Genomic DNA, 26,054 nt, shown 5'->3' with positions numbered 1-26,054 from the left:
TGACTTACAGGTTAATTCCTACTTTGTTAAACAATTATATAAACATATGATTTAAAGGCAAATGCTCGTTCTACCATTTTATAAAATTGTTAAAGAGCTAAGCGCACTCGCTTAGCCCTTTTTTATTTATTTTGTGTACCGTTTATTGAATCAACTTAGCAACAAAAACAAGATCAGCAATATCAATAATATTGTCACCGTCTACATCAAACTTCTTAACATCATTCCAGGTTTGACTTGTAGATGTAGTTCCATACTTAAGCGCCATTAAAGCTAGATCTCCGATGTCAACTTTACCATTGCTATTAAAGTCACCGAGAATTCCAGTTGTAATTAACTTACTGTGGAACTCATTTAATGCAAGGTTTAATGAATTTGCCGCTGCATCGACTTCAAGCTGTGACGCCAAGCTGTTCGAATTAACACTATTAGCTGCTTGAATGGCAGTATGCAATGTTACCTTGGCTCCAGTTTGATATTGACCGATTTGATTTCCTTCTACTGCATGATTATATTCGTTATTTGTGTTTTGAATCGCACTAGCGAGTGCAACTCTATTGACAAAAATAACAGCCAATTGCTGGCTAAACGCCTCAGCCGTCATTAATGCTCCGCTTCCATCCGAGAGAAGCACTTGCGTCAAATTGATTGGTGCAGCTGTAGTCGAAGGTACTTGTTTTGCGGTCCAATTCAACTGAATAATATCGGAATTTACGGAAATTGCCCCTGCCGTAGAGGTACTAACAGCAAGTATCCGCAACTGACCAGGGACATCATTATTTGCGCTTACGAGCGTAAACCCGCTCTTTAAAGATTGCGCTGATTCAAATTGTAATGCGTCTGGATTATAGGTAAGTGTAAGATCTACCCCATACACAGCGTTACTAACATTGCTAACTCCGATTGAAGAATGAAACGCCTCCGTTCCTAGCACAGAGCTTGGTGCAGTTATAACAGCTGAAACGGAGGAGCTTGTGACTGGGGACTGTCCATTAATAACAACATATGCACTTCCTTGAGTACCAGAGCCATCCTGAACTGTTGCGGTAACTTTAACGACGCCATTCTTCAAAGCTGTAAGTAACCCATTAAGCTGAATCGTTGCCTTATCTGTTACTGCAACACCACCAACGTCATATACGGCCCAGCTAACGGTAGGATATGTTGTACCTGAAGGTAGAATAAATGCATTCAGTTGAAGTGTACCACCAACGGTCGAAATAGCTGTAGAACCCCCTGCTCCTGTTACTGAAAGTGAAGTAGCCGCAACATATGGTGTTGCATTGACTTTGGCAGAGCTAATACTCTCACCTTGAGTATTCGATGCTGTAACTACATAATAGTAAGTTTCAGTATTTGTAAGGTTTGTATCCGTGAAGCTAGTTCCCTCAACATTTGTCTGTACTGCACTGAAAGGTCCGTCATAAGACAAGCTTCTTTTTACCGTATAATAAACGGCATTTGTAACCCCCTGCCAATAAAGTTGAACCTGACCGTTACCTGCAACTGCCTTTATACCATCTGGAGTGGCAGGCTTCAGCTTCTTGAAGAACTCCAACTCCGCAACATTAGCATTGCCTTTCGGAGTATAAAACCGAATATAACGATAAGACGCACTGTTGCTTATCGGAGCAAAATACCATTTAGCAGCAGTGATGTTGTTAATCGTATACAAATCGACGAAAGTTGTTCCATCATTCGAACCTTGAATGACAGCAGCGTTTATTCTGCTAATATTGGAACTTCTTGGGTAGAACCTCATCGCACCTACAACTTGTTCGTTTCCTGCACCCAAATCGATCACTATCCAACTCGGATTAGTTGTTGTATCTGTTGCAGTCGTTGTATTACCGTCGAAAGCGAGCCAACCATTTGATTCTGGAGTTCCAGTAGTAGGCCAAGTAAGTGTCGATGCCTTAACCATCGCAGGAGTAATTACAATCTTTGATAGCGTGGTTACGGTTACTGCATCACTTGGAGTGGTTTCCCCAAACACTCCGCCAGCCGTTACCTTGTATTTATAAGTAGTATTTGGGCTCATGCTCGTATCGGAATATGTTGTCGCATTGGAATCCGCTACTTTAACGTAGCTGCCACTAGACATATCCATTCGATAAATGGCATAATAGCTTGCTCCCTTGACTGGAGACCATTGCAGATCCGTACTCGTCGCACCTGTTACGTTTGCCGTTAAGCCCACAGGCGCATGATTTTCCTGCTGTGAGTAGATCATCAATTTGACTACTTTATCCACATAATTTCCTGTATCATCCTGTGCATAAATATGAAACGAATATTCTCCTTGGGCAAGTGCAGCTGGTTTTATGGTAAGTGTTCCTCCGCTTTTTCCCATTAAATTGGTTTCCATAAAATCTTTCTGGTCGGCAGATACCATGACATTAACCGAATCCGGATCTTGGATTGTAACTTGTAAATCAAAATTGCTGCCATGTTCATAAGTCATAATTGACTGTATCTCGTCGCCCTTAGCCGTTAACAGCTTAATGGTCGGAGGAACTTGTACGGGATCAAGCTCCAATTTATCTAACAGTAATTCAGTATTTGGAATTGCTGAACTCATTGAAATAAAAACACTTTTAAGGTTTGTCGGGTAGTCGTCAGGATTGACATATTTGCTCGAGATGTTCGTACTTACTTTAATCCACTGCCCCTTCGTATCCGGAATCCGAATTGTCGCAAATGGCACCGTAGTACGATCTCTTTGTAAATTGAGAAGAGCCTCTCCATTGGATTTTACGGTGAATGATACTATGTTATCCTTCGTTCGATCAGCCTGCAGAACGGCCTGACTTAAGTAAATAATACTGCCGTTGGTAGCTTTTACATACTTGATTGATCCGTCAATTCCACTTTCAAAGCTACCGGAAATTGAAACTGCTTGGTCTTCGATTTGCATGGCATTGTTTGTTGTAGTAGATGAACCTAGCAATCGATTGCGCTCAATATTTCTGTATGTCTTCAGAACAATTGGCGACGAGCCTTCATATTTAATGGATATATTATGAATTCCGGTAATCTTGGCAATATCAGCGGTCACTATATCTGAAATAAATTTGATCATTGAACCACTTGTACTCGTCAAGTTGTAAGTAGTAACTAACGCTCCATCACTATAAAGCAACAATTTCCCGGTTGCATCCGACGTTTTGGCATTAAATTCTGCACTATTGATACCGCTGTCAAAATCCATTTTACTAAACGAGATGGATCCACCATTTTCTAATTGAACACCATCCGAAACAAGTGTCGCTGGCCCGGACAGGACCGCATTCGAAACATTGTTTTCAACACCTGCATAGGAATTGGAGAATGCAAACCAATCAAATGCTATTTGATAAGAAAGCCAGTTGTCACTTCCATAGTATTTAAATGCAAGTAAATGCTTCCCAGTAATGGGTCTGCTAAGCTTACCGGATACTGTTGCATAATTTGTCCACCATGCGGTATTAGGGACTTGCAGCGTTGCCAATACTTCACCTTGAGTCAAATTGTCCAAAGTGACATTGGAACGATCAATTCCTGCTACATTGTCCAGTAAAATTACATCAACTTTCGTGCCTACGCTAGAATTACTCGCCGCTCTAATGGTAATATTATCGAAACTGTTTTCCTTAATGTCCAAGTCGTACCATGTAAATTGATTGGCATATCGAACATCATATAGTACGGAACGTAATCCATCTTGATCTTGGAACGTATTTGTACTAGTCGTCGCACTTCTGCCTAGGAAATCAAAAGCTTGCATTCGATTATAGGCCATCTTTAATTCTGCATAAGTAGGCTGACTCAAGGGCTTTGGAGATCCAACGATTTTCCCCGTAGATAGATCTGCCGTTCCTTGCAGTAAAATATAGGATGGAAAGTTTGCCAATCCTCCCATTCGATCAATTGATTGACTAAGATATTTTATGCGTTCATCATTTGGATTTAAACGAGCGCTATTTAGATGTGTATAATATCCGTATACAAGTTCGGAAGCTCCCCCTAATCCTCGTCCATTATCAGTAATCGTATCCGCATAGTTACCTGTTGGTGGAGGATCACCAATAATTGCATTACTGATATTAACGGGTGTATAAGGGATATCGTAGCCTAAATTATATTTTGAAAATAGATTAGCACCAGTTAGTATACGATCGTCCAAAAATTCAAATAATCCTACTCCATTTGAAGCATTTGTTAGCTCACCAAACGTCGGAGAAACTGGATCAGGATTCACTTTAGTTCCTTGGAGTTCAGTTAAATACGCTATCCTTGAAAGCGCTCCTATGTTTCCTGAAGCATGCCCCATATCTCTGAACATTTCAACTAATTGCACATGGGGGTCTACAGGTGCCCCAGTTCTCTCATTTTGTGTCACATATCGAATTTGATGAAAAATATCACCGGACTGCCCTTTATAGGTAGCTGTTTTGTTAACGGTAGCCCATTCTACGGCCTCTTGATACCAATTCTTATTGTCGGAAAAGATTGCCGCCATCATATAGGCAAGCGTTACAATACCATGTTGATTCATCCATCTTCCGTTAGCGTGATAAAAACTACCATCATAGAAAGCCATTAGAAAATTGTTAGTAAAATTGGATGTGTCTTGATCCGTCCATCCCCATTCTCCCGCGCATTCGGTGTATCGTAGTAATTCCGCAGCTCTTACCATGTCAGACATAGCATCACCGATACTAATGTGAGAATCCGTAAAACCAACTGGATTAGTAGGATCAATTCGAGACCACAGACGTATTATTTCCATTGCTTTCGCACGGTATCTAATATCTCCTGTCGCCGTCCAAATCACTGCATCTGCGATGGCAGCTGCTGCATCGACCTTAGCTTCTTTTGCTTTTGCGTCATTATCGACCTTCGTGTATGCCGGTTTCGAAGGATCCAGCTTGCTTTTGTTCCGAATATCATAATCTAGCGATCCACTAGGGCTGTTACGGAAACTTTCAAATGCACTAACCCAAGGCTCTTCACCTTTTGCAATCTTCTGCTGCATTAATCTCAAGGAATTGCTGCTAAAGCCAATAGAAGGATGAACGAAGCCTGCTGCGCTTACCGTATCGTTGATCGCTGGCTGTTCAAAAATTGCAGAACTATTGTTTGTTTGTGTTGATGAACCTGAAGTAGAAGTTTCGGCAGCCTTCACTGGCAAAGAAAGCACGGTTAAAAATATGCTGGCAAGTAAAAGTAATGAATAAAATTTTAACATCTTGCGATTCCTTAACATTGCATGACCTCCAAATTAAGTTTCATAACTACCTTACTAAACCAGATTTTCTAAAGTGTACTTATTTAGTGCATATTTTAAAGCGCTTACAGCATTAGCATCATTCTCCTTTCTTTACTGAATTAGTTACCACATGAATACTACGCAGATTAAACTTGCATTTGAACCTGAAATCCTACTAAATGTATATGGAATTTCCACTATTTTGAAAATTAAATCTAATTTAAAACTAGTTTGTATACACACGATACAGTAATACAGCAGCTTCTGCTCTTGTCGTTTCCGCTCTTGGATTAAGATGCTTCCCGTCCCCTTGTACAATTCCACTTTTCACTAAATCTGCAATTGCATTGAGCGCATAAGGTGCGATTTCCTTCATATCGTCAAATTTGCTTAAATCTGAATCCAAGGCTGAGCTGAGTTTCCCTCTCAATTTTAATGCTCGTGATAAGAGAGTCATTAAATCTTGCCTAGTAATGGGTTGATTCGGCTGCAGCAAACCCATTGCATAGCCCTCTGCTAAACCGATCGTCTTGGCAACGCCAGCAGCTTCAGCATAGTACGCGTTCGTAGCGACATCCTTAAAGTTTGATTTAACATCAGCCATTAGTCCTAACGTTTTAGTGAGAAGTAATATGAAGTCCCCTCGACTAATTGATCTGTTCGGTTCAAATCTTGAATCCGAGATCCCTTCAATAATACCTTTAGATGCCATGACCTCTATTTGCTGCTGAGCCCAACTATATCCAACCAAATCTTCAAAACTAATTTTTTCATAACCAACTGTATAATAACTAAAATGAGTCGTGTTGAAGGTCATCATCCCAGTAACAAGATCATACTTGCCCGAAGGAATCTTCACTATTTTGCCCTCACCGTCAACATACCAAATAGCGATATGCTCGGGATTCTTCATTTCATCACGAGTTGGTGAGTATTTAAAAGCTACGTTAACCAAAACTTCTTTATTTTTCCAATCTAAGCGTTTACCATCTAACATAATATTTAATTCAATTACTGGTCGATTTCCAATTTTCTTTTGAAGGGATTCATTTAAAACAGCATGGTCAACAGTAGATACGACAAGTTCAACTTGTGCAGCGTTGCCTATATCTTGCGATTTCAGCATATTATCTGGAATCGTTATGGCTGCAAGCGGTGTCTGAATGATGAGTTGTTTCTTACCTTGACCCACTTGAAACAACGAAGATGGCATTGAAAGCTCATATGAATTTGCACTCGAGACATATGCCGCATTAATTTCTGCTTGCATCACACCATGTTCATTTGTCTTCCCTTTTTTGAACATATCTGTTAAAGCTGATTCTTTAATTTCAAACTTTGCTACTCCGTTAATCAGTGTAGGTACTAGATTTACAGTTTCTTTATCTGTTTTGAATTCACTAGATGATGGCGTTGTACCAGGAGTTGTGGTATTCCCAGGTGGTTGGGTTTGAGATGGATTGTCGTCGTTAAGCATCAAAGTTGTCGTAATATTTGGTGTACTTTTTGTTTTCGTCGACGTCTCTGCTTTTACCACCGTTAGTGATGCCCAAGTTACAGCAGTACTTCCTTTGGCATTACTTTTTACTTTAAATTTGAACGTTGCCAGCTTTATCTTCCCTGTTAGCCCCGGATTCTGACCTGTTCTGGAGTAGGCAAAAATAATTTCATTGCCAGTTGTTCCTTGATCTACTGTAAACCCATCGACTATTTCTACCTTTCCACTCAAATATTCTAGCTTTGTAGCGTCAAAAGAAGCCTTGATTTCAAATCCATACATATCAATAACTTCAGCTGTAGCAGTAAACGTAACACTTCCATCAGATTCGATATGACTTGCATTGAAAGTCATTTCTTCGGTTGTTTCTTCGGTGGCAAAAACATGAATGTTGTGACTGAATACTAGTGCAAGTAAAAGTGCCATACATATTGAACGCAGTTTCTTGAATTTCATTTATGAATACGCCTCCTTTTTTTATGAATTTTATCTGAATGTCAAGGATTGGAAAACATGAATTCCTACTTAAACAACGGGAATTTCAACTTTCTCAATAGAAAACAGTACAGAAACCATCTCTCCCCCTCTGAATAGAACAAAAAAGAGTGAGGGAACTCCTCACTCTCTTACCTGCTACATTTGTAAACCTACGATAAGGACGAACTAGGACATATATCTTCCAATAATTCTATAAATCCCACCTGTTTCAACCCTGACGCTACACTTCCCACTACGAATGGTTTGCAATTGGGTCGCAGCCAGATTTATACTTTCATCGCTTATAATTTCAAATGCTTGGATTTGGCAAACGCCAATGGCTTTTGACTTTAGAACTGCTTCAAATCGACCATCGTTAAACCATTCGATATCCACAACAAAGCCCCCGCGAGCACGCAAACCAGTCACGCGACCCTCACGCCAAGCGCTCGGCAATGCCGGCAGCAGATGGATCACTTCCTCATGACTTTGCAGTAAGGCTTCCGCAATACCCGCTGTCGCGCCAAAGTTGCCATCGATTTGGAAAGGCGGATGGTTATCGAAAAGATTGGGCAGTGTGGAATGAGCTAAGATTGCCAAGATGTTCTGATATGTTGTTTCGCCATCACCTAGGCGGGCCCAGAAATTAATTAACCACGCACGACTCCATCCTGTGTGACCTCCGCCATTGGCGAGTCGGCGTTCTAAAGTAACTCTAGCCGCGCGGCTCAATTCTGGGGTTGCTGTAGGTGAGATTTGATCCCCAGGGTAAAGGCTGAATAAATGTGACATGTGTCGATGACCTGGCTCAGCTTCATCATAATCTTCAAGCCATTCCTTAATTTGTCCATACTTTCCGATCTCTGTTCTAGGCAAACGATCTCTCGCAACCACTAAGCGTTCTCTGAACAGGCAATCCCGATCTAACTTTAACGAAGCTTCGATGCAACCCGTAAATAAATGATTCAGAATTTGGTTATCCATCGTTGGTCCATAGCAGAGTGTCCCTGATTGACCATTAGGTAGGATATAGGTATTCTCAGGAGAAACGGAAGGATTGGTAATTAGTCGCCCATCTGGCAGTTCACTCAAGTAGTCCAAGAAGAATGAAGCCGATTCCTTCATGGTTTCGTAAACTTTCTCAAGAAATACTAAATCACCATTAAATAAGTAGTGTTCATACAAATGAAGGCAGAGCCACGCGGCTCCCATCGGCCAATGCGTAGCCGGCAAATAGACATCCTGAGGAGCTGTATCTCCCCAGATATCGGTATTATGATGTGCAACGAAGCCATCGCAGCCATACATCTCCCTAGCCGTCTTTCGTCCTGGCTCTCTCATGCGCTCAATCAAATCGAATAACGGTTCATGACATTCGGCCAAATTGCAGATCTCTGCCGGCCAATAATTCATTTGAGTATTAATATTAATCGTATATTTACTGTCCCATGGCGGGACCAATTGATCGTTCCAAATGCCTTGTAGATTAGCAGGTAACGCGCCCGGACGACTGCTAGCAATCAGTAAATACCTGCCAAACTGGAAGTATAAAGAGATCAGTCCGTAATCCTCTCCACCCTGCTGAACCCGATACAGCCTTTCATTCGTCGGCAACCGTTCAAGCGATTCATCAGCTTCTCCTAGGCTTAGCGTCACTCTATCAAACAAAGCTGCATAATCCTTCTGATGCCTTTCACTCAATACTTCAAAATTATTGCAAAATGCTCGATCCAAGCGAGCTTGGCACTCCGACGATGGCTCTTCATAACGAAATGATGTCGCCGCCGTAACTAGTAGTACTACACTATCCGCTCCCTCAACAACTAGCGTTTCGCCAATCGTCTTGACACACCCGCCTACAGCAACCGCCTTTACGGCAGCTGTATACCGAACACCATTTTCGCCACCTGTTTGACCAAAAATCCCAAGGCTCCCGTCACCAAACCGGATTACACCATCAATGTGCCTTTTACGAGGTCCGGCTAATCGAATATCGACCGTTATGCTCTTCGGTTGATCTGCCTCTAAACGAATGGCAATGACACTGTCAGGATAACTCGCGAACACCTTACGTCGGTAGGTGATACCACCTTGATTGAAGGAAGTAGATACCAATCCCTTGTCTAGCTCCAGCCCGCGCCAATAAGATTCTACATCATCGCTCATCCCAGGAAACGTAAGATGTAAATCCCCTAAAGGCAGATAATGCCTTTGTGATTCAGGCGTACCAGAAAGTGCAAGAGCAGCCAATCTCTCCGCCTCCTGTGGACGCCCATCTAACAATAACTCTCGAATTCGCCCTAAGTTCATATACGCGTCCGGATTGTTCCTATCTGATGCCCCGCCATACCAGAGGCTGTCTTCATTTAACTGTATGCGTTCCTGTTTAACACCGCCGTAAATCATTCCACCAAGCGTACCGTTTCCTATTGGCAACGCTTCTTCCCACACCTTGGCTGGTTCATCAAACCAAATCAGGTTTTTATTCATGCCAGTTTTGCCCTCCTTACGTGGCTATTTTTTCATCACATATTGCTGCTTGAACTCAGTCGGTGTAATACCCGTTTTCTTCTTAAACACATCACTAAAATAGGATCGTTCTTCGTAGCCTACTGCTTCGGCAACCTCTGACAATGAAAGGCCCTGCACCATCAAGAGCTTGGCCTTTTCCACTTTCTCGTTGACGACAAATTGAAGTACTGACGTTCCTGTAACCTTCTTAAATAAATTCGAATAGTAACTTGAACTTAAATGAACCTGTTTGGCGTAATCATTGACTGTCTCATTAATATGCAAATGGTCTTTGATATATTGAATGGATTTGGCTATCGTAATTTCCGCTTCGACTTGTTGTTTTCCTTGAAACACCACACAATACTTGTCACATAAGTCTCTGACGAAATTTTGAATATCTCTTACGTTGAGTGATAATTTATTTAACTCCTGTACAAATTGCGCGATTGGCTGCTCTTCATTCTGATCTAATGCGATTGTTATGGATTTATCGATAGCAAGGATTAATTGTAAATACAGCGTTTTGGTCTTTTCTGGCGTCGGCTTTTGCTCCAAATAATCCCACTCCGCAAAGATCCCCTCTAGTACTTCATTTGTCTTCTGCATATTTCCCGATCGAATGCCATAGATTAATTCTTTTTCTTTCTCTTCGGAATAATGACTGCCTTCAACAGGCAAGATTTGCGCAATATCGCCATAGTAAAAGATACTATTTTCAATTGTATAGAACGTATACGAGAGCGCAGTCAACGCCTGTTGAAACGACAAAGGCAAATCCACAATATGATCGACAGTCATGCCTACCCCCACAGAGATGGAGTTCTTGGTGTACCTTCGAATATTGTCGCAATACTTCTCCGCAATCTCTAACGATTCTTCCGAGGAGCTGCAGTTTAACATACATACCATACGATTAATGCCATCGCGGAATACAATACCTTTGGTAGAAGCATGAATCGTCTCTTCAATAATATTCTGTAACGCAAAGCGAGCTAACTCAATCTCAGCGATCGAGGCATGCATATTCGTATGATTGAACTGATCTATCTCAAGTATATGAACGGCAAGCGACTCCTCCTTCATGTCGATTTGAAGAAAGTCCCACCTCTTTTTTAACGTTTGCGGATTCGAATGATAGCGCACTAGAAGACTTAAATACTCTTGTCTAAGTAAGGGCATACTCTCTCTCAGCTTCCGTTCCATTTCCAACACATTCGATTGTTGTTCGGATTGTTGAAGTACCAAATCTCTTGCCTTAAACACGATGTCCATAATCTGATCCGGCATAAAGGGCTTCAGCACATAATCAAATGCCCCCAATTGAATGGCATGCTGAGCATGATCAAAGTCCGAATAGCCGCTGATGAATATAACTTTCGAATCTGGTAGAATGCTTACTACATTTTCGACCATCTCTATACCACTTAGCTTAGGCATGCGTATATCTGTAATGATAATATCAGGCTTCGTTCTCTCAATGAGTTTTAAACCTTCATCCCCATTGAACGCAGTGCCAACAACAGCAATTCCATGCTTCTGCCATTGGATTCGTTCTGCAATGCCATTAACGACAGTTGTAATATCATCAATAACAACCATAGTAACTTCGCGACTCATCTGTTCACACACCTCCGTTTTCAATTACGCGATCACTTAGAGTGTCTAATGGAATTTTCAGTTCTACACATGTACCTTCGTTTAGGATACTGCGAATATGAAGAGAGGCATTCTCACCGTAATAGAGAATGAGCCGGTTATAAATATTGCGCAGCGCATAGCTATTCTGAGTTTGCAAAGATCGGATTGCCCGTTCTAATTCAGCGTCAGAAACCATTCCTTTCCCATTATCTTGAACGGTCATAACCAAATACTCATCTGTTTTGCATACTTGGATACGGATTAAACCTTTAAAATCCGAGTCTTTTAAGCCATGAAGGATGGCGTTTTCAACGAGTGGCTGCAGTAAAAGCTTGAGAATCGGCAACTTCATAAGTTTCTCATCCTCACACTTAAGCTCATAATCGAACAAATTTTCATAGCATTTCTGCTGCAGCTTGAGGTATTGGGTGACATGGTCCAGCTCTTTCGCTACTGTCGTGAGCTCGTCTCCATTATTCAGACCTAGTCGGAATAATAACGAAAGTGACATAATCATTTCACGCACTTGCTCGTGCTCTTCCCCTGCGGATTTCCACAGAATCGTATTTAACGTATTGTACAAAAAGTGGGGATCGATCTGCGCTTGCAGCACTTTGATCTCCGCCATTCGTTTCTGCTTCTCCGTTTCGGAGCTTTCATGAATAAGATTTTGAATGCGCTCCAGCATACTGTTAAATCGCAACCCCACTTGATTAAACTCATCATCGTAGTCATCTTTGAAACGAACCGTCAGATCGTCTTGTTCTACTCTCTTGATCAGAGATTGAAATTTATTAAGCGGTTTTAACAGTATTCTCGTCATAATCGGAGAAAGAAGAAGAGCGAGTATAATGAACCCAAGTACGGTGGCAATCGTCATCCACTTGATATATTTCATATCAGAAAGAAGTTCATCTTTCGATTGAATATTCACGACAATCCAGTGGTCTGGGAACGTTACTCTCGAATAATTGACTAGATAGTCGACCCCATCCGCCGTATATTCAAAATTCCCCCTATCCTGGTTCAACTTTTGAACTAAATTGCGATCCTTCGCTATTTTTGAATAAGGGGACTCCATATCAAACGCCATGACTCCGTTTTCTTTATATACAAAAAGATCGCCGTTTTCTGATCCTTTATTCGCAAGAAGATAATCCTTCAATGAATTTTCTCCTACATTCACCAGAACTTTGACATCTTTTATCGGCAGCGTCCATATTGGCTCAATTAACAAACTTAGTACTTTCTGATCAGTTTCGAAAAAGGGATCTTCATGTGATTCCACCCAGGTTGGCGCAAGCATATTCTTATAATTCTTGTATATCTCACTATCTTTAAAAAGGGTCTCCGTATTCCTAACATCATTATTCGCATAGAACTCTCCAATTGGCGTGCTTATGAGAATGGACGTAATGGCAGGCTCTATTAGCTTCATTTGGAAAATAGGATTTTGGACTTGCTCATTTAAACGAAATAACTCGTATTTAGATATTTCTTTATTCGCAGCTGCAGCAGAGAGAACGTCTACGAACATTTGATTGGACATAAATGTAAGCACCGCCAATCTGACCTTACGCAGCTTTTCCTCTAAGGCTTGGGAGGATTTGTTGACCATGCTTTGGCTAATTGAATACGCTTTCTTCTCAACAACGCCGGAGGCAATATAATAAGAGGCCGTGCTGGAAACAAAGATTGCGGATACCGTGAATAGAACTAGGGATAGCCATATTCTTGTTTTGAAAGATCTCTTATATTGCCATGGCTTCACCATATAGCCCTCCCCAATCGTATGTTATTCCTATCTTATCAAGCTAAGTTGGATATAACAATCGTGCAAAACGGGAGAGACGTGTATACACGTCACCTCCCGTACAGCTCTACTTATTTTTTGTTATAACGATCAAAAGCATCTTGGTTAATTTTAATAAACTCGTCCAAGTTATTCTTCTTCAAATTATCCAGATAGGATTGATAAGTACCTTCAATATCCGCTGCACCTAGAATCCATTTTTGACCCATTTCAGCAATAATCGTATCTAGTTTCGGTTTAATTTCATTGATACGTTTCTGTTCAGCTTCCGTGAAGTTCAAGCTCGGCAATGTGTAGTCAGAAGAAATGTACTTCTTATCTTGATACTCTTTAATGCCCGCAAGAGCAACCGGATTCGTCCATTGTTCTTCATATGCAAAGTTCTGCCATGCTCCCATGCCTGAAGATTGCGCCCCATAATTGGTAACTAGATAGCCTAGTACTGGGGTTTGACTCAATGTTTTCTCCGTAAACTTTGGTTTATTATCGACGACCGTATAGGAATCTCCGTCAATTCCGAAGTTAAACAAATTTCTACCTTCTTCGGACCACCAGAAGTCAAAGTATTTCATGACCGCTACTGGATCCTTGGTTTTGGCAGACATCGCCCAACCAGATCCACCTAGAATGGCACGTTTACCTACTTCAAATACTTTCCCACCTTGACTAGCTGGCGGAGTTACAGGTACGAAGTTTAATCCTGGATTCTCTTTTTGTAGGGATGTATTGAAAGCCGCTGTACTTGCAAACCAGTCATGTGTAGAACCGCCCGTATTTCCACCCAACAACACTTCTCTTGCTTTTTGGCGTGTGAAAATTTCCGGGTCAATCAAGCCTTCTTTAAACCATTTGGATATATTACCCATGGCTGTTTTATATTGTGGTTCGCTTGGACCGAAAGCTAGCTTGCCATCTTTGATATAGAAAGAATAATAAGAGTCCCAAAGTGGAAGCAATTCATTTGTTTGAGCAAGTGGAACACTCGCATTAGCCAAGCGGTTGAAATATGGAATTTCATCTTTCTTGCCATTTCCATTCGGATCTTTCTCTCTGAAAGCTTTCAACACGTTATAGTACTCATCAACGGTTTTTGGTGCTTGCAGTCCCAGTTTATCCAGCCAGTCTTTCCGGACAAACCATCCTGTTGTTGCGCTTCCATCGGCTACAAAAGGAATGGTGTAAATTTTTCCATCCGCTAACGTAATGGCTTTTCTAACATCGGGACGCTCAGCCAAAAATTTAGCAAAATTCGGAGCATTCTTTTCAATTAAGTCGTTAAGCGGTTGCAGGGCACCTTGTGAACCAAGATTGTTTAAATCAGATAAGTTATAGGAAATAATATCAGGAATCTCTCCAGAAGCGAGCATTAAATTATACGCTTGTTTAGCATCTCCACTTGAAGGGGCCACATTTTTGAGCGTAACTTTCGTTTTCTCAGTAGCCTTCTTAAAAATTGGTAAATCCGTTTTAAATAAACCTGCTGCATCGAAATAAAAAATATTTAAATTCATTGGCGTTGCTACTGCACTTGCACTGGCACTAGGTATTACGCTTGCAGTTGCACTTTCTTTCGGTTCGGACGATTTGGCACAGCCTGCAAGAATGATGACAGCCAACATGGATGTTACGATTACCTTCATCTCTTTTTTCACTTCAATTACCCTCCCTTTAGTAAATACCATTGCATTTATGTTATCGTGCGGATGCCCGCTGGCGAGTAACAACACTATCAATCTAACCCTTAAGTGAACCGATCATTACACCTTTGACAAAATACTTTTGAATAAAAGGATACACGACAATTATCGGAAGTATGGCAACGATAATGGTTGCATAGATCACTGTTTCCCCAGTTGTAAACATATCGCTCATCATACTATCGGATGGCTTCATCTGAACCACAAGCTTATTCAGTAAGACTTGCAGCGGCAGTTTCTCATCGCTTCGCAATAAGATCATCGCCCAGAAATAACCATTCCAACGCGAAACCGCATAGAAGAGTGCAATGGTAAACAGCGAAGCCTTGGAGAGCGGCAAAATAATTTTAAATAATACACCCGCATCACTTGCTCCATCAATCTTAGATGATTCAACCAATTCTTCCGGAATGGACTGAAAAAAAGTCCTCAGAATGATGAAATTAAACGTGGATATCGCAAAACCAATAATAATTCCAAAGCGACTATCTAATAAATGCAGGTCACGAAAATTTAAATACATGGGAATCGTACCTGGCCCGAAAATAAGAGTAAAAGAAATCACTAAGTTGAAGAATGTTTTTCCTATTAATCGACGTCTCGAAAGCGCATAAGCGCCACATATCGTCAGAGTAAGACTTACGAATGTCCCCACGACCGTGTAATATAACGTGTTGAGATAACCCGAATATATCCCCTTTTCCTTAAACACGGCATGATAGGCATCCCATGTAATTTCCTTTGGCCATAGCATTACTCTTCCCATAATAACAGCCTGTGGTGAGCTCATTGAGGCTGATAACACATAGATGAAAGGATATACGGCTATTAGGGCTAAAATGAATAGAAAGATATAATTAAAGAAATAAAACGTTTTTTCTCCTCGACTTTCAAGCATGCTCATCACCTACCATAATCCGTTATCTGTGTATTTCTTGCTTAACCAATTGGAAAAGAAAATAAGAATTAGTCCGACAACTGAATTGAATAATCCCACCGCCGTAGCCATATCATACCTACCATTAACGATACCTTCGCGATACACATAGGTTCCTATTACATCAGCTGTACTATACGTAACAGGCTGATACAGTAGGATGATCGCCTCATATCCAACATCAAGTAGATGACCTACTTTTAATATTAGCAAAATCATAATTGTTGGGAGAATGCCTGGTAACGTAACGTTCAGCATTCGCTTCCATTTATTCGCTCCGTCGATGACGGCGGCTTCATATAATTCGGTGTTGATGCCAGCAAGTGCGGCTAGATAGATAATGGCTGAAAACCCTGCATCCTGCCACACATTCATCGACATTAAAATAGTTCGAAAGTAACCAGGAATTGTTAAAAAATAAATTTTGTCAAACCCAAACATCTCAATAATTTGATTAACTAACCCGTTCGTCGGCGACAAAAAGTTTGTCACAATACCGCTGACAATGACCACCGAGATAAAATGCGGCATGTAAGTTAACGTCTGCACGGCTTTTTTGAAGAACATATTCTTCACTTCATTAAGTAACAGCGCCAACACGATGGGAGCCGGAAACACAAAGAGTAGACTGTACAGGCTGATGATCAGCGTGTTTTTAAAGACACGGATGAAATACTCACTGCTTAGGAACTCCGTAAAGTGTTTGAATCCAACCCATGGACTGCCTTCAATGCCTTTAAAAATACTGTAATCTTTAAAAGCAATCTGAATTCCGTACATCGGTTTAAATAGGAATAATGCATACCACAACAGAAACGGAATTAAAAGAAAGTAGAAAAATCGATCTCGTTTGATTTGAGCCCAAATGGTACTTTTTGTAATGGTATAGGATCTTTTAAGTGCTTGTGTCTGCTTAACTTCCATCGTAACTAACACCTTTCTTTCTTTGTAAGCAACTGCTTCTATACTTTTATTATAAGCTATGAAAATGTCGATTCAGAGGCAAATTCCAACTGCAAGAGAGGGGGATTCCTATGATTATTGGAGGTAAAATGAAAGGATCAAGCGATTTGTTACTCGCTTGATCCTCCTCTAATTCCATTTTTACTGAATGCTTACATTATCAAAAGTCGCTGTTGTGAGTGTCGTATTCACGTGGGACGTCACAGCAAGACCGACATAAGCTGTACTCGCTGCCGAAATAGTCGAGGAGCCTGACTGCGTCCATGTGATTCCGTCTGGTGAGATGTATGTCGTCACAGTGTTCCCAGAACGCGTAGCTTTAATCCAATAAGGTGCGCTGACCGTTGCCGAAGTGGTGGAGTTCGTTGCTGCGCCAGGTGCTGTTCGATATTGAAAAACGGCGTTGGAAGGCTTCAAAGCTGCGAATACATTGCTACCATTTCCAAATAAAGACTCTCTGACCATAATCCCAGCCTTCGCAGATGAGTTCGTATTCGTCAAGCTGGCAACTCGTGCTGTAATTGTACGATCTCCTTTTAATGGCACATAAGCGAATCGGAAAAGATCCGTATTATTCCAAATATCACTCCCCGATCCTTTAACTGTATACGTACCAGAGCTATAACTGTAGCTACCCGCTACTCCCACAGCACCGATATCCTGCGAGGCGAATGGAATTTGTGATGTCGCAGATGACAATGTCGTGGCACTTACCGTGCTGCTAGGCAATGATGTGTTTGATTTCGCATCATATGCGCTTACCTGATAACTATAGGCAGTTGAAGCCGTTAAACCCGCATCTGTATAATTGGGAGATTGCGAATATCCTACAATGGATCCATTTCTGTATATTTTGTAACCGCTTACGGCAATATTATCGGTTGTAGGCGTCCAACTCAAGTTAACAACTTTATTAGATAGCGGTGTAGCAGTTAATCCCGTCGGTGCCACTGGTTTTGTTGAATCCGTAATTGTGCCGAGTCTGTAGGCAAATGTCAATAAAGCAGTATCCGGATCTGTAGCCGGCATCCCGTTCATATAGGTTGTCGTAAACGGAGCCGTCATTCCCTTACGGGCTACATAATGCGCATAGACCAATTCATTCTGTGCCCAGTCAATGGTTGCACTTCTTCCCGTCGCATTAATCCCGCTCCAAGGCCCCATCGTACAACGTCCGTAGCTAGCATCCCACGAAGCTGGCGTATTACCAAGATTATAATTGGACCAATATTCCGTTCCGGCGAGAATGCGATTATCCGCATCTCCATATAAATCAACACCTTGCTTCCAAGCGATTTCGGCAATAACCGTCAAGTTTCCGAGACCGCCGAGCGCATGAACCTGGTCACGACCTGACTCCGAGATTTGACCCGTAGACATAATATTACGTGTCATCCCAGCACAATCGTTTGTTCTAAAGTTGGAAATAGCGGAATTAAACATAGTTTGATTGTTCGTAAAGATGGCGATAGAAATCATTGATTTCATCGCAGAGCCACCCCAGTTTGCATCTCCAGGAGTCGAGATCTGTGGGTAGAATACATTGGTTAACATGGTTTCCAACTGCGTGATATTGGAAGAAACCCAGCCAGAACTGCTATAACGAAGTAACTCCCCCGCATTAGCTAGGAATATACCATTATCCCCAGCAGCAAGCTGTGCATCTGTTCCAGCAATCATGGTAAGCGTGCTCGACCAAGCGTTCAAAATCTCAATCGCCTTATTGGCATACGCCTGCGTACCTGTCACATTCCACAGAAGCGCGTTGTAATAAGCTGCTCTCGCATCATTCTCCAAGGCACTATTTCCATAGTTGGCATCTGTACATGTGGCTAGCGTTGTATCATTTCGGCAAACCTTACTAAACGGTCCCTGCTTTGCATAACTAGAGGATGCTTTAGCATCTGTTTTAAAATTTGTTAACGCTGATTTCCATGGTTCTGTGTTCTGATTCGCAATCATCCTCGTAATATCCGCCGCACTGTGCAAAATTCCCGGATGAGTGAATGTGGCCGCTTCTACCTCTTTCGGGAGAGCAACACCGAGTGTGGAAGCAAGCAAGCTGAACATTACAAACATGAAACAAATGAGTCTTACACTGTAAAACCTTTTGAACATAAAATCACTCCTTTTCTTGGATTAAAATCCAGCATATAAATCGCTTTAGAAAGCGTTTACATTTGGTATTGTATCGAGTACCTATAGGGCTTGATAGGCAAAATCCGATGAAAATAGAGGGGAAATCCAACTAAACCGAAGTAACCATGAAAAAACGGCAGTCTAGGATGTGAAATGATTCCTAGACTGCCGTTGCTTTGATTATCCTTATGAATTTATCGCATCTAAACATCCAAAAACCAATAAAACTTTAGTTGTTCATTGTGTTATAGATGCTGTACATGAGAACAGCTGCCTGTGCTCTGTTCGTTGTTGCTTTAGGGTGAATTCCCTGATCATAGCCGCTTACCAAGCCTGCTGCAATAAGGGCCTCAACACTAGCCTTCGCATAATCTGCAACCATATTGGCATCTGTGAATGCGGCTAATGCTTTGCTGGAATCCTTTGATTGCAATTGCTTAGATGCCTTTAGCGCTCTCACTGTTAAGACCATCATGTCCTCTCTTGTGATCGGAGCTAGTGGGTTGAAGTTATTCCCCAGATCTCCATCCGTAATGCCAAGCGATCTGGCCATTCGAACTGCATCGGCATAATACGCACTTTCTGGAACATCTTTGAAACTCTCACCTAGAGGGGCATTCAGTTCCAGCACTCTAGATAGTAATAGAAGGAAGTCAGCGCGAGTAACTTGATCCATTGGGTTATACTGCTTATCCGATGTACCATTTACAATGCCTTTAGACGCGAGAACTTCGATTTGCTTCTTCGCCCAATTAATGTTAGTAATATCCTCAAAAGATTTAGTAACATATGCTACGGCATATTGACTGAAGTGTGTTGTTTTGAATGTCACTTGACCTGTGGAAGCATCATATTTACCGTTTGTTACTGGAACGATATGACCTGCTGCATCCAAGTACCAGACAACGAGATGCTCTTGATTTTGCAGTTCCTTGGATGTTGGCGAGTATGGTATCGAAACTGTAACAGGCGCTTCCGAATTACTCCAGTTAATCGACTTGCCACCAGCAAGGATACTTAATTCAACAACTGGATGTGTTCCTATTTGCTGCTGCAAATCAGTTCCAATCGTACTAAGATCCACTTTAGCAATTTTAAAAGTGATTTCAGATTGCGATATTGTGTTTGGTGACATCATTGATGCTGGGAGTTGAACAACACCAAATGGTGTGGCAATTTCCAAATACGAACTTTCTGTTAGTGTGGATATTACTTCTGCTGGTATAGTTAATTCATATTCTTTAGCTATTGCCGATTCAGATAGTTCAATTCGAGCAGATCCTGCAGATTTCATTTGTGCCGCTGCCTGTTTCCACTCTGATGCATCTAATGCAACGCTAGCTGTTTGTCCATTAAGCTTTATATCTTTCTTAAATACGTTGTCATTATTGTTAGTTCCAGAATTTGTTCCTGGGCTCGTTCCAGAATTTGTTCCTGGGTTTGTTCCTGTGTCTGTTCCTGGATTCGTTCCTGGGTCTGTTCCTGGATTCGTTCCTGGGTCTGTTCCTGGAACTGTTCCTGGATCTGTTCCTGGGTCTGTTCCTGGATCTGTTCCTGGATCTGTTCCTGGGTCTGTTCCTGGATCCGTTCCTGGGTCTGTTCCTGGATCCGTTCCTGGATCTGTTCCTGGGTCTGTGCTTTTATCCAGTTTCAACGTAACTTCCTTGTTGATTCCAGCACTTGTCGCGATTACGACAATTTCCGAATCGGTTACATTGCTTGCTATTTTGACAATGCCATGATTCGCATCCAAACTTACACCTGATGGACTTCCACTTAAAGACCACACAATGGAAACATCCTGAGAATTGGTGTCGCATAGATCAACAGCTTTATTTTTACATTGCACAATTAGATTATTGTATTGGTCAAGCACAGTACCAGTGAGAATTGCCTTCACTTCGCCGCTATTCGGTATCATTACTTCAGTGCTTCCTGTGTATTCTATGCTTGTTGGCACTGGCGTGTTGAGAGATTGTGATTTCAGAATCATCATCTCGTTCCCAGCAATTTGCAGAGTCACTGCATTTCCATCCAAATTATAAATGGAACCTGATCTCATATCTGCAAGTGCCTCTGTAGAAGGTATAGCTACAGTTTGTACCGCGCTATTGTTATTAACGACAGCAATCATCCATTTCCCATCAGGTGTTTGAATCTTATAAGCCGATACATCTGCGTTATTGACTGAGAGATTCTCTTGTGTAATACCCTCCCCGCCATTTGCCACAGGGTAAAGGACAGTTAAGAAATTCTGTCCCGCCGTCGCTTCAATCCGGAACATATCGAGCAGATATTGGCCATTGACCGCAGGGAACATCTTAGAGGAACCGCCCTGCTGAATACTGATAGTTGGATTCGAAGGTTGTAAAATGGTCGTCTCCAATCCAGTTCCATAGAAACCCGATGTTTGCACTTTGGTGCCTGTTCCGGTAAAACCCGTACCTTGTGAATTCACAGGTACACCGTTCACACTCGTTTGCTGTGATACGAGCGGCAATGTATAACGGCTTCCGTTCGAGCTGTTGCCTTTCATTTGATCCCAAATGACATAGGCTTCAATTCCATTTTTGACATAAGCAATGTTCCTTTTATACGTACCTGATGTTGAACTAAGATCAACCTTAGAATAGTCCATAGCTTGAGATGTATAGAAATCTTCTTGCTTTACTAGGTCAGGATTATCTATAGAACCTCCACTTGCATTCTTGAAAGTAGCAACTGCATGGTTGTTTGACTGACTGTAGTAAGCTGCTGATCCATCAAAATAACTTTCGACACCCGGATCCAAAACTAACGGGGTACTATTGGCATATAACAGAAAGGATCCATTGTCAGCGTGCTGATGACCCATATAAATCTCTCTAGCCATTTGCACGAAGTAGCTCTCGTTAGGTCTATTATAGTTGTTGCGGAATATCTGATAACCAGTTCTTCCTGTGAAATTAGATGATCCTAATTCAAGTCCAACATTATCCTTGTTATCTGTATTCGTTGGCAAGAAGAAATTTTGAATTGCAATGCCTTCACCACCATAAGATCCAAGAGGACTTCCTGCGCGCTTATACGTTTCGTATAGTTGAGCAGCCAGTTTAGAATCTGTTTTCTCCACTTCGTCCAGATAATTTGCGAACGGAACAAAAAGACTGCCATTGCTCGTTGTATGATCACCAAAACCAGGAGTTCCAATTTGATTGTCAAAAAATTCGTAAGCAGGTGTCTCAACAAGCATTAGAAAATTGAACAACGGAGTAATGTATTTAGGGAACCAATCTTCACCTGTCGCAACACGAAGTGCTCTAACAAAAGGAGCAATCTTCCCTAAAGTAGCTGAGTGATAACGTAGCGATTCGGGCCACCCGCCGTCACTATTTACGTGATATATCATCTGTCCTTTGAGCAATGCCTTAGCATTATCCAAAATTGCACTTGCATTTGGGTAATCCGGTATTGTCAACGCTAGCAAACCAGCACCTACAGCCATATCGGTATTCCAATTGGTTGTGTTATCGGCATTTTGTTTCGCAGTCAATTCTTGTCGATCCCGTATATCTGTCAAATAATCAAACAAATATTGCAGTTGCCCATAGAATTCTTTTCGCTCTTCAACCGTATACAGGTTAGGGGCATCTTTAATAAATGAATAGGTCGAAGCCAGTGACGATGCGTTCCTGCCCGCTTGTACTTGACCATAAGCATCGATCCCAAAAGGCCGTTTGTCTCCAGCAAACCAGTTCTCGGCGCCTTGAGAGAAGTCATTTAACAGCCATTTCATACGGTATTTCGCTTTCTGCGCATATTGAATATCGCCTGTTACTGCGTAGACGATGGCATCCGCTTGCATATACAAATTACTATCTGCAATACCGATTGCGGAAGGTGTGTTCGCTGTAAGGATACGCGTGTCAGCAACACCGTTAGTTGTTATAACATTTCCATCACTATCTTTAAACGTAAATACGAGATTAACGCCTACATCATTTTTGAATCTGCCGTCAATTTTCACATTATACGTAAGTGAGTACTTATTATCTAAGGCCGTAAGTGGAAAGTCACTTGTCAACTTCCATTTGCCCTCATCATTGGCGGTTGGATTTGAAATATACAGAGACTGATTCCCCGCGAATACATAATTAGAACGCTTTTCAACTGTGAGAACAGGGTTTCCTTTTATAACCACTGGACTCCAACTAGGAACATTGTCCCCTTCAAAACTTGCATTAGGCACCTGTAAATCACCCGAAGAGGTAGTCGGATATATCCTTAAATTGTCTACCCAGACATGGCCCAAACCATCTTGCTCATTCGATGAGGACGGTAATGTAATTTCCATCGTAGCAGACTTTGCACCTGCTGGAGCTGTGAAACTAACGTTTTTCATACCAGTCCAAATTTTAAATTTATTGTTCAGTACATTATAATCTAGCTGATCTGTGATGTTTAATTCATTCATTTCTTTAAGATCATTTATCGACATCTGATCAGACAATGACTTCAAGTAATCATATTGTTCTTTCAAGGGAGAATGCGTAACATCCTCTTTGAACTGCTGAAGCTCTTCAGATGTATAGAATAAGGTAGACCCAGGGTCATTCTGCAAACGAAGCACTTGCGTATTTCTCATCTCGCGTGCAGCATTATATAACCGAACAATTGATTTAGCTGTAACATAAGAATCGGAGCCAGCATAGGCCGTTTTCACCTCAGCAAGAACGGAGTTCACTTTATCGAGGGCAGCTTGCTGTGGATATTGCCCAGCTTGGCTACCCACTACCGCGTTCCCAACTAGTTCTTCCGCATACTGGACTGCTTGATCATATGTTTCTTTCACTTTCATTGTATCCATCGTTCGGCTCGTGATGGTGATCACCGGCCAATAACTTTGGTTAGCAGCCTCTCGTGAATAAAATTCATGAGTAGTCCCTGAATTGACTCGTGCTGTAAATGTGATCAGGCCGTCTTTTGCCTTTTCATCAGCAACTGCGTTAGTGACATCCCAATTGCCGCCAAGATTGCCTGTTAACACTTGTGGCCCAACCAATATCGTACTGTTATCGCTTGCTTTCGGCGCATTGTTACGAGTAAACGTGTTCTCATTCCATGTGTCATCCGCATTCACATTTATCGTGATCGTTTCATTATTCGATTTAGCATTTGTTAATTTCAATTTAGCGCTCAGGATATCGTTCCCCACTGAACCCAAATCAAACTTCAAGTACGCCATTCGGAAAGTATCACCTTGCAATTGCAGGGTAGTAGCCGTTCCATAATTGGTACCAGCGTTAAGTCCGCTAACGAAGGTATCGGCTGTTGGATAAAGGCTCGTTGTAGAATAATGCCGACCGAGATAGCTAGCATTTTTATACCACTGAATGACAGGTTGAATACCATAGAAACCGTTATCCTCCGGATAACCAGAAACAAACGTTGAATAGCTCAACATCGTTTGAATCGTATCATCGACACGTGGATTCCTAAACTGCCGATTGTGGGCAAAGGGTAAAACATACGTATTGTTTAGCAATGATTTGCCTAATTCAATCTGATATTTCAGTGCAGCTTTTGCTTCTTCCGTGTTATATTCAGGTTGAATGACAAGCAAGGTTTCTGCTTGCCAGACCGTCTCTTTTAATGTTTGACGATAGACGGAATATTCAACTGTATTTTTGCTAGCATCTGTAAAAATATAGGATAATCCCGATGTTTTAATCAACGCAGATCCTGCTGCAATCACTCCGTTAATGGTTGCGCGATAGTCGGTATGTGGATCACCAATTTTAGTCCGTGCCCGCGCAATTTTAGCAACAAATGCATCATATGCCGCTTGTGTCACTTGACCGGGGCCATTACCAACTTTCGCCTCCGCTGCATATTGGTCTGCTACGGCTAGTACACTTGGCAGACTCTCTTGTATGCCAGGTTCCTGTGGTTGAAGTGCACTCACAATCAAATTGTAAGTTCCCCATCTCAATTCGCCTTGGTTATTGCCATACACCGTAACTTGAACAGTTGCAGTACTTTCATTAGGCAGCGGTTTGGTTACATATCCCTCTGAACTGATCACGTTGGGATTACTGCTAACATATGAAAATAGAGATCCTTTAGCCCCTTGTGTAGACATGTCATTATTGATATATTTGCCATTGTATAAATTTAATGCAGCCAAATCCCCCTCTGCCAGTAAGCCCGGATCAGAAGCAGGATCCCTGGTAACTTTAACATTCACTGTTTTTATCTTTGGGGAGGAAGATGTAAAAGTAGACGTCACTTGAAGTTGTACGGTTTTATCACCCGCAAACCAGTTTGGTCTGGTTACTTTACCATCATTCGAAATGACAGATTGATCGTTGGATTTATAAGTAATTGAGGAACCCCTATTACCCACTAACAATAAATTACTTGTTATCACTGTGCCATCGCTTAATCCAAGATCATTTAAGTCTAGTTGGGCCACCTCATCAGGTGTGGCTACTCTCGATGTTGTCACGACCAACGTAGGCTTGACGCTCCCTCTAGAAGAACTAAAAGTATCGGCAACGCTTCCAGTTGTATCGATCATGAGTGTTATTTTTTTATCCCCTTGAAACTCTGAGCTCACCTTATTCGTCAGTTCGGTTGAGGTAACTCTTGTGCTCGTATCTTTGCCAGTAGGTCGGAAAGAAGCAACTAACACATCCCCTTTAGCACCTGTTCTGCTATCGACTCTCGTATTGTAGTTCATCGACGTTAACCAATCGTCATACACAATATGAGTTACGGACATCGTATTCGTGGTTAAACTATCCGTTCTATACAAATTCAGTGCGGCATTCGAAATCGTTCCCTGAAGCCCTGACAAATTAAATCGTAAATAGGAAATGCGGCCACTTCCAACTGTCAAACTGGTATCGCTTGCATAATTAGTAGTTGCAGCCCCACTTCTCACAAATGTATCCGCTTCCGGAAATAAAGTAATATCTTCTGTCAGTATGAAATCTTCTGCATTTACCGGTTTAGGAGCAGTAGCAAATATGGAAATTAGCATGCTTAAAATCAATAACAATGATAGTTGCTTCTTCAAGTTAAAACCCTCCCTTATTACTTTTCACAAAATGACTACTTCTGCACACTTTATTGTTTATGGCGAT

10 protein-coding genes are annotated in these 26,054 nt (G+C 41.6%); all 10 read right to left on the bottom strand.

All coding sequences use genetic code 11. The features are described from left to right. Positions 1-142 precede the first annotated feature (142 nt). Positions 143-5,248 (bottom strand): carbohydrate-binding protein, encoded by a 5,106-nt coding sequence (locus AC58PV_RS27980; RefSeq protein ID WP_497435999.1) that lies wholly within the window; start codon positions 5,246-5,248, stop codon positions 143-145. A 229-nt stretch (positions 5,249-5,477) separates the two neighbouring features. Then, on the bottom strand, positions 5,478-7,205 hold the full coding sequence (locus AC58PV_RS27975) for an S-layer homology domain-containing protein (RefSeq protein WP_497435998.1): 1,728 nt from the start codon (positions 7,203-7,205) through the stop codon (positions 5,478-5,480). Between the two features lie 207 nt (positions 7,206-7,412). Continuing rightward, positions 7,413-9,716, bottom strand: a complete 2,304-nt coding sequence (locus AC58PV_RS27970; RefSeq protein ID WP_497435997.1) for a glycoside hydrolase family 95 protein — start codon at positions 9,714-9,716, stop codon at positions 7,413-7,415. A 24-nt stretch (positions 9,717-9,740) separates the two neighbouring features. Beyond that, positions 9,741-11,357 carry a response regulator gene (locus AC58PV_RS27965; RefSeq protein WP_497435995.1) on the bottom strand — a complete coding sequence of 539 codons (1,617 nt, stop codon included), beginning with the start codon at positions 11,355-11,357 and terminating at the stop codon, positions 9,741-9,743. A gap of 4 nt (positions 11,358-11,361) precedes the next feature. Continuing rightward, positions 11,362-13,152 (bottom strand): sensor histidine kinase, encoded by a 1,791-nt coding sequence (locus tag AC58PV_RS27960; RefSeq protein WP_497435994.1) that lies wholly within the window; start codon positions 13,150-13,152, stop codon positions 11,362-11,364. Positions 13,153-13,262: 110 nt separating this feature from the next. After that, entirely contained in the window at positions 13,263-14,843 is a 1,581-nt protein-coding gene (locus AC58PV_RS27955) for an extracellular solute-binding protein (RefSeq protein ID WP_497435992.1), read from the bottom strand. A gap of 82 nt (positions 14,844-14,925) precedes the next feature. Further along, complete coding sequence (locus AC58PV_RS27950; RefSeq protein WP_497435991.1) at positions 14,926-15,642, bottom strand: carbohydrate ABC transporter permease; 717 nt, start codon at positions 15,640-15,642, stop codon at positions 14,926-14,928. Between the two features lie 153 nt (positions 15,643-15,795). Further along, on the bottom strand, positions 15,796-16,749 hold the full coding sequence (locus AC58PV_RS27945) for an ABC transporter permease (RefSeq protein WP_497435989.1): 954 nt from the start codon (positions 16,747-16,749) through the stop codon (positions 15,796-15,798). A gap of 180 nt (positions 16,750-16,929) precedes the next feature. Continuing rightward, positions 16,930-18,906: an alginate lyase family protein gene (locus AC58PV_RS27940; RefSeq protein ID WP_497435988.1), complete on the bottom strand. Its 1,977-nt coding sequence runs from the start codon at positions 18,904-18,906 to the stop codon at positions 16,930-16,932. A gap of 250 nt (positions 18,907-19,156) precedes the next feature. Next, positions 19,157-25,987 carry a CBM96 family carbohydrate-binding protein gene (locus tag AC58PV_RS27935; RefSeq protein ID WP_497435986.1) on the bottom strand — a complete coding sequence of 2,277 codons (6,831 nt, stop codon included), beginning with the start codon at positions 25,985-25,987 and terminating at the stop codon, positions 19,157-19,159. Positions 25,988-26,054: the final 67 nt, after the last annotated feature.

It is taken from the genome of Paenibacillus sp. J22FR83 (genome assembly GCF_059691955.1).
This window is presented reverse-complemented; position numbering and strand designations above follow the sequence as displayed.